Here is a 13,550-nt window from a genome sequence, read left to right on the forward strand (position 1 = left end):
CCTGCGGCCCACCGCCAAGGCCGTGGCCGCGCCCCCCCGCGTGCTGAACCGCGGCGGCCGCTTCCTCTGCCTGGACTTCAGCCAGGTCGACGTCGCCGGCCTCGACCGGATCTACGACGCTTTCTCCTTCAACGCCATTCCCGTGATGGGCCGGCTCGTCACCGGCGATGGCGAACCCTATCGCTATCTCGTTGAATCGATCCGCAAGTTTCCCAATCAGGAGCGTTTTGCCGACATGATACGCGAAGCCGGTTTCTCGCGCGTCGACCACCGGAACTATTCCGGCGGCATCGCCTGCCTGCATTCCGGCTGGGCGGTCTGAGGCGCCGATGCCCGTCGGATCGCTTTTCCGCCTTGCCCGCGCCGGTTTTGTCATGGCGCGCGAGGGCGTCTTCGGCATTGTCGACCTGCCCGATCTTCCGCCGGCACAGCGGCTGGCGCTGCGGATCGTCCGCGTTCTCGAGCGCCGTTCCGTCCGTCACAAGACAGCTGACAAGCGGCTGTCCGACGCCCTGGTCCGCCTTGGTCCGTCCTATGTGAAACTCGGCCAGTTCCTTGCCACACGCCCGGACGTCGTGGGCCGCGACATCGCCTCGGACCTCACCGCCCTGCAGGACCAGATCCCGCCTTTCGGCATGGATGCGGCCCGCCGGGTCGTGCGCGAGCAGCTCGGCCGCCCGGTCGAAGACATCTTCGCAAGCTTCGAGCCGCCGGTTGCCGCCGCATCGATAGCGCAGGTTCATCCGGCCGAGATCGAGGCCGCGGACGGAACCCGGCGCAAGGTCGCGGTCAAGGTGCTGCGCCCGGGTGTCGCCGAGCGGTTCCGGCGAGACCTCAAGAGCTACTACCTGATCGCGCGGCTGATCGAACGGCTGCATCCGCCGTCCCGCCGCCTTAGGCCAGTCGCGGTCGTCGACACGCTGGCACGATCCGTCGAGCTGGAAATGGACTTCCGTCTCGAAGCCGCTGCGCTTTCGGAAATGGGCGAGAACACGCAGGACGATCCAGGCTTCCGTGTGCCGGCGGTCGACTGGCCGCGCACCGCCAAGGCCGTGCTGACGATGGAGTGGATTTCCGGGCGCAAGCTCTCCGATGTGGATGGCATCAAGGCCGACGGTCACGACCTGCCGGCGATTGGCGCCAATATCATCCAGTCCTTCCTGCGTCACGCCGTGAGAGACGGTTTCTTCCACGCCGACATGCACCAAGGCAACCTGTTCCTGGAGCCAGACGGAACGCTGGTTGCCGTCGACTTCGGCATCACCGGCCGTCTCGGGCGCGCGGAACGCCGCTTCCTGGCGGAGATTCTCTTCGGCTTCATTACCCGCGACTACCGGCGTGTCGCCGAGGTCCATTTCGAAGCCGGCTATGTTCCTGCCGACCAGGACGTGGATGTGTTCGCGCAGGCGATCCGCGCCATTGGCGAGCCGATCCACGGCCACGACGCCTCGGAGATTTCCATGGCGCGCCTTCTGACCCAGTTGCTGGAGGTCACGGAACTCTTCAACATGCGCACGCAAACACAGCTGATCATGCTGCAGAAGACCATGGTCGTTGTCGAGGGCGTGGCCCGCACGCTCAACCCGCATCTCGACATGTGGCATACGGCCGAACCCGTTGTGCGCGGCTGGATCGAGCGCAACCTGGGTCCCGCCGGCCGCCTGCAGGATGCCGCGAGCGGCCTTGCCGCCCTCGGCCGGCTGGCAGCCGACCTGCCTCTGCTCGCCGACCGGGCCAACCGCCTGTCCGGCGAGATCCAGGTCATGACCGAAAAGGGCCTGCGCTTCGATGCGGCCACGGCCGAGGCGATCGGACGGGCGGAAGCGCGGTACACGCGTTCGGGCAGATGGGCGCTGTGGGTGATCGCGGCGCTTCTGGCTATCGCCGTCCTCGGCTAGGCCCAGGGCTCGAACGTTCCAACGGGTTGTCCCGGTCTGCCGTGGGATTTCCGGTCTCGTCCCGGTCGAAATACACGACCATGCGCAGATGCCGGAACTCGTCGACGATCAGCACTTCCTGGTCGAACCGTCTTTCGCCCCCCTTGTCGAAGATGGTCGCGGGCCCGCGACAGGCTGGACGATCCTGCGCCTTGCCCCACCATTTCCGAAAGTCGGGAGAGACCCTGGCCAGATCGTCCACGAGCCCGCGCATTCCTGCGTCGTCGGCCACCGAGGCAAAGTCGCGCCGCAGGGCCTCGACAAGGCCCGGCGCTTCGTCGTGCCATGAAGGAAGGCGTTGGCGGAATTCCGGATCCGCAAACATCATTCGAAGCATGTTGCGGCCCGCCGTATCCCGGTGAGCAAGGCCGAACAGCCGGTCGGCCTCGTCATTCCAGGCAATGACGTCCCAGCGCAGATTGAGAACACAGGCCGGTCGATCCGCCATCTCGTCCATCAGTTGCTGGACACGCGGACGAACAGCCGGCCAGTGATAGGCTTCGGCACGTGGCGGGCGGCCATGCGCGAGCATGAACAGGTGACCACATTCGGCATCGTCCAGCTTCAGAACCTTGGCCAGCCTCAGGAGAAAGTCCTCGGACACGCCGATTTCGCGGCCCTGCTCAAGCCATGTGTACCAGGTGAGGCCGACGCCAGCCAGGACGGCAACCTCCTCGCGGCGCAAGCCCGGCGTCCGCCTGCGTTTGCCCGGCGGCAGGCCGAGATCGGCCGGTAGCAGCCGCTCCCGGCGTCGGCGCAGGAAATCGGCAAGATCCGTGCGACTGCGTTCAAGGGACCGAGAGGGCATGGCGTATCACCCTTAGTAATAGAATAAACTGTTAAATTGTACCTCTATAAGACTGGTTCATATGTGCTGCCAACACAAGGAGGCAGCATGCCAATCGACACCGATCACGATCATCCCGGGCCATCCAATCAATCCACCGCAAGCCACCGCACCCCCGGGCGGGCCGGGGCAAGGGAATGGGGTGGCCTTGCAGTTCTCGCCCTGCCAACCGCCCTGCTCGGGCTGGATGTCACCTTGCTCTATCTCGCTCTGCCCGCGCTGGCCGAGGATCTTCAACCCGGCAACACGCAAGCCCTGTGGATCATGGATGCCTATGGGTTCATGATCGCAGGCTTCCTGATCACGATGGGAACGCTGGGCGACCGGATCGGCCGGCGGCGGCTGCTGATGATCGGGGCGGCGGCCTTCGGCCTTGCCTCCGTTCTGGCCGCGTTCTCTCCGACAGCCAGCGTTCTGATTGCCGCCCGCGCGGCGCTTGGCATAGCCGGCGCCACCCTGATGCCTTCGACACTGGCGCTGATCAGCAACATGTTTCGCGACGCCGGACAGCGTGGTCTGGCGTTCGGGATCTGGGCCACGATGTTCGGCCTCGGGATGGCGGTCGGTCCGCTTGTCGGCGGCGCGCTTCTGCAACATTTCTGGTGGGGAGCAGCGTTTCTCGTTGCAGTGCCGGTTGTCGCGATCGTGCTTGTGGCTGCCCCCCTGCTCCTGCCTGAATACCGGGCACCGACACGCGGCCGGCTCGACCTGACCAGCGTGGGGCTGTCCCTCGCAGCAATTCTTCCGGTCGTGTTCTTCGTCAAGAAAAGCGCCGAAACCGGTTTGTCGCCATTTTCGCTGCTGCTTCTGGTCGCCGGGCTTGGCTTTGGCCTGATCTTCACAAGACGGCAAGGCCGCCTGGCGGATCCCCTGCTCGATGTCCGGCTGTTCGGAAACGGAACCTTCTCCGCCGCGCTGGCCGTCCTCCTGTTCGGATTGGCCGGCGTTGGCGGGGCGATGCTGCTGGTCACCCAGTATCTCCAACTGGTCCTCGGCCTCGCGCCGATCGCAGCCGGATTGTGGATGGGGCCGCCGGCGCTGATGATGATCGTGGCGGGCATTGCTGCCCCGCTTCTTGCGCGTCGCATACCCTCTGGCTACGTGATGGCCGGATCACTGGCTTTGTCGACGCTCGGATATCTGCTCATTGCGCTTCTCCCCTGGTTCCCGGGTCTGGCTCTCGTGCTGGGCGGCTACGCGCTGATCTATCTCGGGCTGGGCACGATCGCCGCGCTTGGCACGGATCTGGTGGTCAGCGCCGCCCCGCCGGAGAAAGCCGGATCCGCCTCGGCCATGACAGAAACCGTACAGGAGCTCGGTATCGCCATGGGCGTGGCGCTCTTCGGCAGCCTGACGGCAGCCATTTACCGCGACGAAATTCTCGGCCGAATTCCGGACAACCTGTCGCATGACCTTTCGTTCGCGCTCGCAGAGAGCTTGTGGGCGACAACAGCCGCAGCCACCTCGATACCGGACACCCTCGTCGATCACGCAAGAGCCGCGTTCACCCTTGGGATGAGCGTCTCTTCGGCAACGGCCGCCGCCGGTGTCATGATACTCGTCCTCGTTTGCACGAAGACCCTGGTCGGTTCCGCAAGTCGGCGATAGGGACGGGCCATGGCCGAGCCGCTGCCGCACGGCGACTCGCCGACGGAGCGGCCGGCCTGACGGTCGGGCGAGCTCGGTGTCAGCGCGGGAGAAGCGGGGTCACCCGGCGAAGCGTCAGGTTGATGCGGCCGTCATCACGCACCAAGGTCGACGTGCCCGGCAGGATCCGGTCGATGCCGTGATATGCCAGCCGGGCCGGACCTGCGAGCACCACGACATCGCCCGAAGCAAGGCGCAACGAGCGCGTCGGATCGCCTCGCTCGAGGCCTCCGATGCGAAACAGCCCGGTCGCCCCGAGCGAGATCGACACGACCGGCGCGTCGAACGTCTCCTCGTCCCGGTCCTGGTGCAGGCCGAGCCGGGCCACCGGCGCATAGAAATTGACGAGACAGGCCTCGGGATCCGGTGCCGTGGGAGCAAGCTCGCGCCATAGCGCAAGGAGGCTTTGCGGCATGGCCGGCCAGCGCGTGCCCGCTACCGGATGTGTCGCCTGATAGCGGTAGCCGTCGCGATCCGACACCCAGCCGAGCGGTCCGCAATTCGTCATCCGAACGGAGAACGGTTTCCCGGTGCGGGGCATTTGCGGGGTGAACAATGGAGCCTCGGCGACGACCGCGCGAATGTCTTCGAGGAGACTCTCCTGCGCCGGGCGGTCGAGCCTGCCGGGAAGCATGCGAAACCCTTCCGGGGCCGCGGAGCGACCGCCCCGGGACAGACGTGAGGAGGATGCCGTCTTGCTCATGGCGCGAACGATGCGGGATACGGGCGGGCGGTGTCCACCCGTTTTCACACCCGCTTTCAAACAGGATCGTGCCGGTCCCCGCCAGTGAGGCGGGGCTAACAAAAAGGGGCGCCCGGTGGGCGCCCCTCAAAATTGCAGAAAGCCGAAGACCGGCCGGCCGGCAAGCTCAGGCTGCCTCGAGTGCCGCCTGAACATCGCGAAGCCGGGCAAGATGCACTGCCGCCTTCTCGCGCGCGGCGTCATCGCCGGCGTCCGCAACATCCTCTTCGGCATCCTTGATCTGGCGGGCGAGGTCATCGGCCTTCAGGTCGTTGAGTGCGACCGCGTGCTCCGCGAGAACCGTCAGTCCCTTGGGGCCGGCTTCCGCAAATCCGCCACGCACATAATAGGCCTGATCGCCACCTGCCATGCCGGACACCTTGAGGACGCCCGGACGCAGGGTGGACATCATCGGGGCATGACCGGCCATGATACCGAACTCGCCCTCTGCCCCCGGCACCACGACCATCGTCGCTTCTTCAGACAGAAGAAGTCTCTCCGGAGAGACGAGTTCGAACTGGAATGCTCCTGCCATGTCGTGCCTCTGATCCCTGTCTCGTTACGCGGCTTCGGCGGCCAGGCGCTGAGCCTTCTCGACGGCCTCGTCGATGGAACCGACCATGTAGAAGGCAGCCTCCGGCAGGTGGTCGTACTGGCCGTCCACCAGACCCTTGAAGCCCTTGATCGTGTCCTCGAGGGAAACGAGCTTGCCCGGCGAGCCGGTGAAGACCTCGGCGACGAAGAACGGCTGCGACAGGAAGCGCTCGATCTTGCGGGCGCGCGCCACGGTGAGCTTGTCCTCCTCGGACAGCTCGTCCATGCCGAGAATGGCGATGATGTCCTGAAGCGCCTTGTAACGCTGCAGGGTCGCCTGCACGGCACGGGCCGTCTCGTAATGCTCGTCACCGATGACGCGCGGATCGAGGATGCGCGACGTGGAGTCGAGCGGATCCACGGCCGGGTAGATGCCCTTCTCGGCGATGGACCGGTTCAGCACGGTCGTCGCGTCGAGGTGGGCGAAGGTCGAGGCCGGCGCCGGGTCGGTCAGATCGTCGGCCGGCACATAGACAGCCTGCACCGAGGTGATCGAACCCTTGGTCGTGGTGGTGATGCGCTCCTGCATGGCACCCATGTCGGTGCCGAGCGTCGGCTGATAACCCACAGCGCTCGGAATACGGCCGAGAAGCGCCGACACTTCCGAACCCGCCTGCGTGAAGCGGAAGATGTTGTCGACGAAGAACAGCACGTCCTGTCCCTGGTCGCGGAAGTGCTCGGCAACCGTCAGGCCGGTCAGAGCGACACGCGCACGGGCTCCCGGGGGCTCGTTCATCTGGCCATAGACAAGCGCGGCCTTGGAGCCTTCGCCGCCGCCTTCCTTGTTCACGCCGGACTCGATCATTTCCCAGTAAAGGTCGTTGCCTTCACGGGTGCGCTCGCCCACGCCGGCGAAGACGGAGTAGCCGCCATGCGCCTTCGCGATGTTGTTGATGAGCTCCATGATGAGCACGGTCTTGCCGACGCCGGCGCCGCCAAACAGGCCGATCTTGCCGCCCTTGGCGTATGGTGCCAGCAGGTCGACGACCTTGATGCCGGTTACCAGGATCTCGGCTTCGGTCGACTGCTCGATGAAGCTCGGCGCGTCCTGGTGGATGCCGCGCTTGGTCTCGTGAGCGATCGGGCCGGCCTCGTCAACGGGCTCGCCGATAACGTTCATGATGCGGCCAAGCGTGCCGTCACCGACGGGAACCGCGATCGCCTCGCCGGTGTCGGTGGCAGCCTGTCCGCGCACCAGACCCTCGGTGGCGTCCATCGCAATGGTGCGGACCGTGTTCTCGCCGAGGTGCTGCGCGACCTCGAGAACCAGCCTGTTGCCGTTGTTGTCGGTTTCCAGGGCGTTCAGAATCGCCGGCAGGTGCTCGTCGAACTGAACGTCGACGACGGCGCCGATGACCTGGGTGATGCGTCCGACTGTCTTGTCAGCCATATTGCTATCCTCGTCTCGATCCGGTCAGAGCGCCTCGGCGCCCGAAATGATTTCGATCAGCTCCTTGGTGATCTGAGCCTGCCGCTGACGGTTGTACTTGAGCGTCAGCTTGTTGATCATGTCACCGGCGTTGCGTGTCGCATTGTCCATGGCGCTCATGCGCGCGCCCTGTTCGGACGCGGCGTTCTCGAGCAGGCCGCGGAAGATCTGAACCGAGATATTGCGCGGCAGGAGATCGGCAAGGATCTCCGCCTCGTCAGGCTCGTACTCATAGACCGCGTCAAGCTCTGCCGTCTCGCCCGCCTCGCCGAAGGTCGCCGGGATGAGCTGCTGCGCCGTCGGCACCTGGCTGATCACCGACTGGAAGCGGGCATAGAAGAGCGTGCAGACGTCAAACTCGCCGTCCTCGAACATTTGCCGGACAAGGTCACCGACCTCGTCGGCATTCTCGAACGCGACGCGCTTGACATGACGCAGCTCGATCGTCTTGACGATGTGGGCGCCCATGTCGCGCTTGAGGGAGTCGAAGCCCTTTTTGCCGACACACACGATCTTGACCGTCTTGCCCTGAGCGATCAGCGACTTCGCCCGCTCGCGCGCCAGCTTGGCGATCGAGGAGTTGAAGCCGCCGCACAGGCCGCGCTCGGCCGTTGCCACCAGAAGCAGGTGCACATCGTCCTTGCCGCTGCCGGCAAGGAGCTGCGGTGCGTCGTCGCGCCCCTCAAAGGCGTTGGCCAGGTTGGCGAGCACGGCCTCCATGCGCTCAGCATAGGGCCGCGCGGCCTCGGCCGCCTCCTGTGCACGACGCAGCTTCGCCGCGGCCACCATCTGCATGGCCTTGGTGATCTTCTGCGTCGCCTTCACGGAGGCGATCCGGTTTCTTAAGTCCTTCAGGCTCGGCATGGCCGCCCCTTGTCCCGGTTGCCGTCAGTTACACGTCAGGCGAAGTTCTTCAGGAACGTCTCGATGACCGCCTTCAGGCGTCCCTCGAGTTCGTCGTCCAGCGCCTTCTTCTCCCAGATCGCATCCAGGAGATCGGCATGCTCGCCGCGCAGATTGAGCAGCAGGCCTTCCTCGAAAGCCTTCACCTTGTCGAGCGGCAGCTTGTCGAGATAGCCGTTCACGCCGGCATAGATCACCGCGACCTGCTCCTGCGTCTTCAGCGGCTGGAACTGTCCCTGCTTGAGCAGTTCGGTCAGACGCGCACCACGGTTCAGCAGGCGCTGCGTCGTGGCATCGAGATCGGAACCGAACTGGGCGAAGGCGGCCATCTCGCGATACTGGGCGAGCTCGCCCTTGATCTTGCCGGCGACCTGCTTCATCGCCTTGATCTGGGCCGAGGAGCCGACACGCGACACCGAGAGACCGACGTTCACGGCCGGACGCACGCCCTGGAAGAACAGGTCCGTCTCGAGGAAGATCTGGCCATCGGTGATCGAAATCACGTTGGTCGGAATGAAGGCCGAAACGTCGTTGCCCTGGGTCTCGATGACCGGCAACGCGGTGAGCGAGCCCGAGCCGTTGCTCTCGTTGAGCTTGGCCGAGCGCTCCAGGAGGCGGGAGTGCAGATAGAACACGTCGCCCGGGAAAGCTTCACGTCCCGGCGGGCGACGAAGAAGAAGCGACATCTGGCGATAGGCGACGGCCTGCTTGGACAGATCGTCGTAACCGATCACGGCATGCATGCCGTTGTCGCGGAAGTACTCGCCGATCGCGGTGCCGGCAAACGGGGCAAGAAACTGCAGCGGCGCCGCGTCCGATGCCGTCGCCGCGACGATCACCGAATATTCGAGAGCGCCGGATTCCTCGAGCTGCTTGACGAACTGCGCAACCGTGGAGCGCTTCTGCCCGATCGCGACATAGATGCAGTAGAGCTTGACGTTCTCGTCGTCAGACGCATGCAACGACTTCTGATTGAGGAACGTGTCGAGGATGATCGCCGTCTTGCCGGTCTGGCGGTCGCCGATGACCAGCTCGCGCTGACCGCGACCGATCGGGATCAGGGCATCGATGGCCTTGAGGCCCGTCGACATGGGCTCGTGCACCGACTTGCGCGGCAGGATGCCCGGAGCCTTGACGTCGACCCGACGCATCTCCGCGCCCTCGATCGGACCCTTGCCGTCGAGCGGGTTGCCGAGCGGATCGACCACGCGGCCGAGAAGCCCCTTGCCGACCGGGATCTCGACGATGGCACCGGTCCGCTTGACCGTGTCGCCTTCCTTGATGTCGCGGTCGGACCCGAAGAGCACGACACCGACATTGTCGGTTTCCAGATTGAGCGCCATGCCCTTGATGCCGCCCGGAAACTCGACCATCTCGCCGGCCTGGACCTGGTCGAGACCGTAGACGCGAGCGATACCGTCGCCCACCGAGAGCACCTGACCAACTTCCGTAACTTCGGCTTCCTTGCCGAAATTCTTGATCTGGTCCTTGAGGATGGCGGAGATTTCCGCTGCCCGAATATCCATCAGCCGACCTCTTTCATCGCGAACTTGAGGGAATTGAGTTTGGTCTTGAGCGAAGTGTCGATCATCCGGCTGCCGACCTTGACGACAAGGCCGCCGATCAGCGAGGGATCGACCTTCGAAGAAATCACCACTTTCTTGCCTGTCGCCGCATCGAGCGCTTCGGCCAGGGTGGAAAGCTGGGTGTCCGACAACGGCGCCGCCGAGGCGACCTCCGCCGACACTTCCCCGCGGCGACGCGCGAGATCGGCGCGGAACGCCTGGATCATGCCCGGAACGGCGAAGAGGCGCCGGTTCTTGGCCGCGAGCTTCAGGAAGCTGGCGGCAAGGCCCGTTTGCCCCGCCTTGTCGAGAACCGCCGACAGCGCCTTCAGCTGTTCATCGGCGGAAAAGACCGGGCTGGTCACGAGGCGACGCAGGTCGGCGCTGTCCTGGAGCAGCTTCTCGAACGCGTTCAGCGCGGTCTCGACCTCGGCGACGGAGCCTTGCTCCTCGGCCAAGTCGAGCAGCGCCGTCGCGTAACGGCGAGCCACACCTGAAATGAGAGATACGTTGTCGGTCACAGGGTCCGTGCTCTCTTAGGCAGGTTTGAGCCGGTGCGCCAGCATGGCTGATCGCAAGGCTTTGGAAAATCGTAGCTTTCTCAGAAACGGGAAACGCCAGTCGGCGTCCGCTCCGCGAAACCGCGCTTCGATTAGCACAGGCTTCACACCGGGGCAACATCGCCACGGGGTCCAAATGCCGCAATCCGGCCCGAAAAAGGTCTAACAGGCTTAAAAGCCGCATGGCAGCGACGCAAGGCCCATCTGCAGGACAGGGTCAGAAGAAGCTCTGCGGGTCGATGTCCACCTGCAACCGCACACCGCCGGTGGGCTTGGGAAGCCGGGCCAGCCACCCTCTCAAGACCGCCTGCAAATCCGTGCCGCGCGGCGCCATGGCGAGCAGCCGGAACCGGTGACGTCCCCGAACGAGGGCAAGCGCCGCCTCGGCCGGCCCGAGGACGGTTATCTCGTGCTCATGCGGAGCGGCGCGGGCGGTCTGCCGGGCGTAATCCTGCGCTCCTGTCTTGTCGGGTCCCGACACGATAAGTGCGGCGAGCCGACCGAACGGAGGCAGGCCGGCCACACGACGCGCGGCTATCTCGGCCTCGTAGAAGGCGGTGCTGTCACCGGACGCAAGCGCCCGGATGACAGGGTGCTCGGGTGCGTAGGTCTGGAGCAGGCCGCGTCCTCCGCCGCCAATGCGACCGGCCCGGCCCGTGACCTGAGCGAGAAGCTGGAAGGTTCGCTCGGCCGCGCGCGGGTCGCCATTGGCAAGGCCCAGATCGGCGTCGACGACCCCGACAAGGCGCATCAGGGGGAAATTGTGCCCCTTGGCAACAAGTTGCGTGCCAACGACAATATCCGCCCCCCCTTCCTCGATCACCCGCATCTCGCGCCTGAGCCGGTCGGGCCCGCCCTGGAGGTCGGAAGACAGGACCAGCACTCGCGCCTGAGGGAAGAGCTCGGCCGCCTCTTCGGCGATGCGTTCCACACCCGGCCCGCACGCAACAAGCGACTGCGTGTCGCCACAGGACGGACAATGGTCCGGACTTGGTTCTCCATGCCCGCAATGGTGGCACACCAGCCGCCCCCGGAAGCGGTGCTCGACAAGCCAGGCGCTGCAGTTCGGGCACTGGAACCGATGCCCGCAGGACCGGCACAATGTCAGGGGGGCGTAGCCGCGACGGTTGAGAAACAACAGCGACTGTCCGCCGCCGGCAAGCGTCTCGGCCATTGCATGGCACAAGGTCGGCGCAAGCCACCGTCCACGCTCCGGCCCGTCCTGGCGCATGTCGACAATGGAAATCTCCGGCATCGGCGCGCCGCTCGCGCGTTCCGGCAGTTCCAGCCTTGTGTAGCGCTGCTGGTCCGCGTTGACACGGCTTTCGACGGACGGAGTGGCGGAGGCGAGAACGACCGGGATGCCTGAGAGATGCCCGCGCACGACGGCCATGTCCCTTGCATTGTAGGGCACCCGGTCATCCTGCTTGTAGGCGCCGTCATGCTCCTCGTCGACGATGATGACGCCGGGATCCCGAAACGGCAGGAACAGTGCGGAACGGGCTCCGACGACGACACGAACATCGCCGGTCGCAACCCCGCGCCAGACCCTGGCGCGCTGACGGGGTGTGACCTCCGAATGCCATTCGGCCGGACGCACGGCGAACCGTTGCTCGAACCGTTTCAAAAAGGCGCTGGTCAGGGCAATCTCCGGGATGAGAACCAGCGCCTGGCGATCCTGGCGCAGCGCCTCGGCGACCGCTTCGAAATAGACCTCGGTCTTGCCCGACCCCGTGACCCCGTCGATCAGGAATGTCCGGAACCCCTTGCCGATATTCCCGACCAGAGCCTCGGCCGCACGGGCCTGGGCCGGGGTAAGCGTGGGTGCATTCCAGTCCGGTTCGGGACGCGGGGACGGCGGCGCGGCGGGAAGTTCGACAATCTCCAGCGTACCATGGGCAACGAGCCCGTCGACAACCGAAGGACTGACGCCGGCTGCATGGGCCAGACCGCTTTTGGTAAATGCCAGACCGTCGTCGAGCAGGGCGAGAACGCGCTTGCGCGCGGGCGTAAGCCGGTCCGGCGGCCCGCCATCTTCCGCTCGCCGGACGCCGGGCAGCGGCGGCTCCGCGACCAGGGCTTCCTCGGATCGCAGGACCATGCGCAGAACCATGCCGGGAGGCGCCAGCGTCCAGTTGGCGACCCAGTCGACAAACGCCCGCAGCGTATCGTCGAGCGGCGGCGCGTCGCGATAAACCTCGATGATGTCCTTCAATCGCGAGGGCGCGATTCCATCGGCACCGTCCCGTGCGGACGCGAGCGACCAGACAGCCCCTGTCACCTCACGGGGCCCGAGCGGAACACGAACGATCGACCCCGGGCGAACGCTCTCGCCGGCCGGCACGCGATAACTGTAGGCAGCATTGAGCGCCACGGGGAGCAAAACCCGCGCAATCATGGCGCCGCCGGCGCGGGCGTCGTCGTGGTCGCTTCCGAACAGGTCCTGCACGTTGCCCGCCGGCATCTTGCTCGCCCTCATATGGTCGTGTCCGCTGCACCGGCATATGCCGGCGCGCGCGAATCGGGACTGTCGTCGCGCGCCATCCTACGGTATGCAGACAGGCGCGGGCGACAGCGCTTGCGCGCGCCCTCGCGATTTCCGCGTCCGCCTTACGCCGCCTTTGCCGAAGGAGCCAGAGCCGCCATGAAATTCTTTGTCGACACCGCCGATACAGCAGACATCAAGGAGCTTGCCGCAACCGGCCTGCTCGACGGTGTGACGACCAACCCGTCGCTTATCCTGAAGGCCGGCCGGCCCATGAAGGACGTCATTGCCGAGATCTGCGACCTGGTCGACGGGCCGGTCTCCGCGGAGGTTACCGCCACCGAAGCCGACGCGATGATAGCGGAAGGGCGCTCCCTGGCTGCCATCGCCGACAATATCGCGGTCAAGCTGCCGCTGACGCTGGACGGGCTGAAGGCCTGCCGCACGCTTACCGATGAAGGGCAGATGGTCAACGTCACGCTCTGTTTTTCGGCGAACCAGGCGCTGCTCGCCGCCAAGGCCGGCGCAAGCTTCATCTCGCCGTTCATCGGCCGGCTCGACGACATCAACATCGACGGCATGGACCTGATCCGGGAAATCCGCATCATCTATGACAATTACGGGTTCGAGACCGAGATTCTCGCCGCCTCGATCCGCAGCGCCAACCATGTCAAGGACTGCGCGCTCGTCGGTGCCGACGTTGCCACCGTGCCGCCTGCCGTGCTCAAGGGACTGGTCAAGCACCCGCTGACGGACAAGGGGCTCGAGCAGTTCCTCTCCGATTGGGCAAAGACCGGCCAGAGCATCCTGTAGCCTGCGGCATCGGCACTGGCGGGCAGTC

The 13,550-nt window shown here is 65.5% G+C and carries 12 protein-coding genes; 4 read left to right on the forward strand and 8 right to left on the reverse strand.

All coding sequences use genetic code 11. From position 1 onward, the window contains the following. The coding region (locus ACN0T5_RS10630) for a class I SAM-dependent methyltransferase (RefSeq protein WP_417768609.1) at positions 1-322 on the forward strand (322 nt) is incomplete at its 5' end. A gap of 7 nt (positions 323-329) precedes the next feature. Further along, complete coding sequence (ubiB, locus tag ACN0T5_RS10635) at positions 330-1,898, forward strand: 2-polyprenylphenol 6-hydroxylase (protein ID WP_417768610.1); 1,569 nt, start codon at positions 330-332, stop codon at positions 1,896-1,898. On the opposite strand, the gene ACN0T5_RS10640 is transcribed toward ubiB, so the two are convergent. Next, the gene (locus ACN0T5_RS10640; protein WP_417768611.1) at positions 1,879-2,745 is read right to left on the reverse strand and encodes a helix-turn-helix transcriptional regulator; all 867 of its coding nucleotides are present in this window, start codon (positions 2,743-2,745) and stop codon (positions 1,879-1,881) included. The genes ubiB and ACN0T5_RS10640 overlap by 20 nt on opposite strands. 87 nt (positions 2,746-2,832) lie before the next feature. Between ACN0T5_RS10640 and ACN0T5_RS10645 the strand changes: the two genes are divergently transcribed. Next, positions 2,833-4,392, forward strand: a complete 1,560-nt coding sequence (locus tag ACN0T5_RS10645) for an MFS transporter (RefSeq protein ID WP_417768612.1) — start codon at positions 2,833-2,835, stop codon at positions 4,390-4,392. A 79-nt stretch (positions 4,393-4,471) separates the two neighbouring features. Here ACN0T5_RS10645 and ACN0T5_RS10650 read toward each other — a convergent pair whose 3' ends face one another. The 7 genes from ACN0T5_RS10650 to ACN0T5_RS10680 all read right to left on the reverse strand — a co-directional run bounded on the left by ACN0T5_RS10650 (position 4,472) and on the right by ACN0T5_RS10680 (position 12,622). Then, on the reverse strand, positions 4,472-5,065 hold the full coding sequence (locus ACN0T5_RS10650; RefSeq protein WP_417768613.1) for an alpha-ketoglutarate-dependent dioxygenase AlkB family protein: 594 nt from the start codon (positions 5,063-5,065) through the stop codon (positions 4,472-4,474). Positions 5,066-5,300: 235 nt separating this feature from the next. Next, a complete protein-coding gene (locus ACN0T5_RS10655; protein ID WP_417768614.1) occupies positions 5,301-5,708 on the reverse strand; it encodes a F0F1 ATP synthase subunit epsilon in 408 nt (135 codons plus the stop codon). A gap of 24 nt (positions 5,709-5,732) precedes the next feature. Continuing rightward, complete coding sequence (atpD, locus tag ACN0T5_RS10660; protein WP_417768615.1) at positions 5,733-7,157, reverse strand: F0F1 ATP synthase subunit beta; 1,425 nt, start codon at positions 7,155-7,157, stop codon at positions 5,733-5,735. A 24-nt stretch (positions 7,158-7,181) separates the two neighbouring features. Next, positions 7,182-8,060 (reverse strand): F0F1 ATP synthase subunit gamma, encoded by an 879-nt coding sequence (locus ACN0T5_RS10665; protein WP_417768616.1) that lies wholly within the window; start codon positions 8,058-8,060, stop codon positions 7,182-7,184. Between the two features lie 35 nt (positions 8,061-8,095). Next, complete coding sequence (atpA, locus tag ACN0T5_RS10670; RefSeq protein WP_417768617.1) at positions 8,096-9,625, reverse strand: F0F1 ATP synthase subunit alpha; 1,530 nt, start codon at positions 9,623-9,625, stop codon at positions 8,096-8,098. Then, a complete protein-coding gene (locus ACN0T5_RS10675; RefSeq protein ID WP_417768618.1) occupies positions 9,625-10,185 on the reverse strand; it encodes a F0F1 ATP synthase subunit delta in 561 nt (186 codons plus the stop codon). Before ACN0T5_RS10675 ends, atpA begins: the two co-directional genes overlap by 1 nt. A 256-nt stretch (positions 10,186-10,441) precedes the next feature. Further along, complete coding sequence (locus ACN0T5_RS10680; protein WP_417768666.1) at positions 10,442-12,622, reverse strand: primosomal protein N'; 2,181 nt, start codon at positions 12,620-12,622, stop codon at positions 10,442-10,444. A 246-nt stretch (positions 12,623-12,868) separates the two neighbouring features. On the opposite strand from ACN0T5_RS10680, the gene fsa reads away from it, so the two are divergent. Continuing rightward, positions 12,869-13,522, forward strand: coding sequence for a fructose-6-phosphate aldolase (gene fsa, locus ACN0T5_RS10685; RefSeq protein ID WP_417768619.1), 654 nt, complete (start codon positions 12,869-12,871; stop codon positions 13,520-13,522). The last annotated feature ends 28 nt before the right edge of the window (positions 13,523-13,550 follow it).

Origin of the sequence: Stappia sp. (assembly GCF_048261845.1) — a bacterium.
GTDB lineage: Bacteria > Pseudomonadota > Alphaproteobacteria > Rhizobiales > Stappiaceae > Stappia.

Excerpts from the sequence above, each read along its gene's own strand:
- ubiB (WP_417768610.1), top strand. The coding sequence starts at position 330 with ATGCCCGTCGGATCGCTTTTCCGCCTTGCCCGCGCCGGTTTTGTCATG.
- ACN0T5_RS10640 (WP_417768611.1), bottom strand. The coding sequence starts at position 2,745 with ATGCCCTCTCGGTCCCTTGAACGCAGTCGCACGGATCTTGCCGATTTC.
- ACN0T5_RS10645 (WP_417768612.1), top strand. The coding sequence starts at position 2,833 with ATGCCAATCGACACCGATCACGATCATCCCGGGCCATCCAATCAATCC.
- ACN0T5_RS10650 (WP_417768613.1), bottom strand. The coding sequence starts at position 5,065 with ATGCTTCCCGGCAGGCTCGACCGCCCGGCGCAGGAGAGTCTCCTCGAA.
- ACN0T5_RS10655 (WP_417768614.1), bottom strand. The coding sequence starts at position 5,708 with ATGGCAGGAGCATTCCAGTTCGAACTCGTCTCTCCGGAGAGACTTCTT.
- atpD (WP_417768615.1), bottom strand. The coding sequence starts at position 7,157 with ATGGCTGACAAGACAGTCGGACGCATCACCCAGGTCATCGGCGCCGTC.
- ACN0T5_RS10665 (WP_417768616.1), bottom strand. The coding sequence starts at position 8,060 with ATGCCGAGCCTGAAGGACTTAAGAAACCGGATCGCCTCCGTGAAGGCG.
- atpA (WP_417768617.1), bottom strand. The coding sequence starts at position 9,625 with ATGGATATTCGGGCAGCGGAAATCTCCGCCATCCTCAAGGACCAGATC.
- ACN0T5_RS10680 (WP_417768666.1), bottom strand. The coding sequence starts at position 12,622 with ATGATTGCGCGGGTTTTGCTCCCCGTGGCGCTCAATGCTGCCTACAGT.
- fsa (WP_417768619.1), top strand. The coding sequence starts at position 12,869 with ATGAAATTCTTTGTCGACACCGCCGATACAGCAGACATCAAGGAGCTT.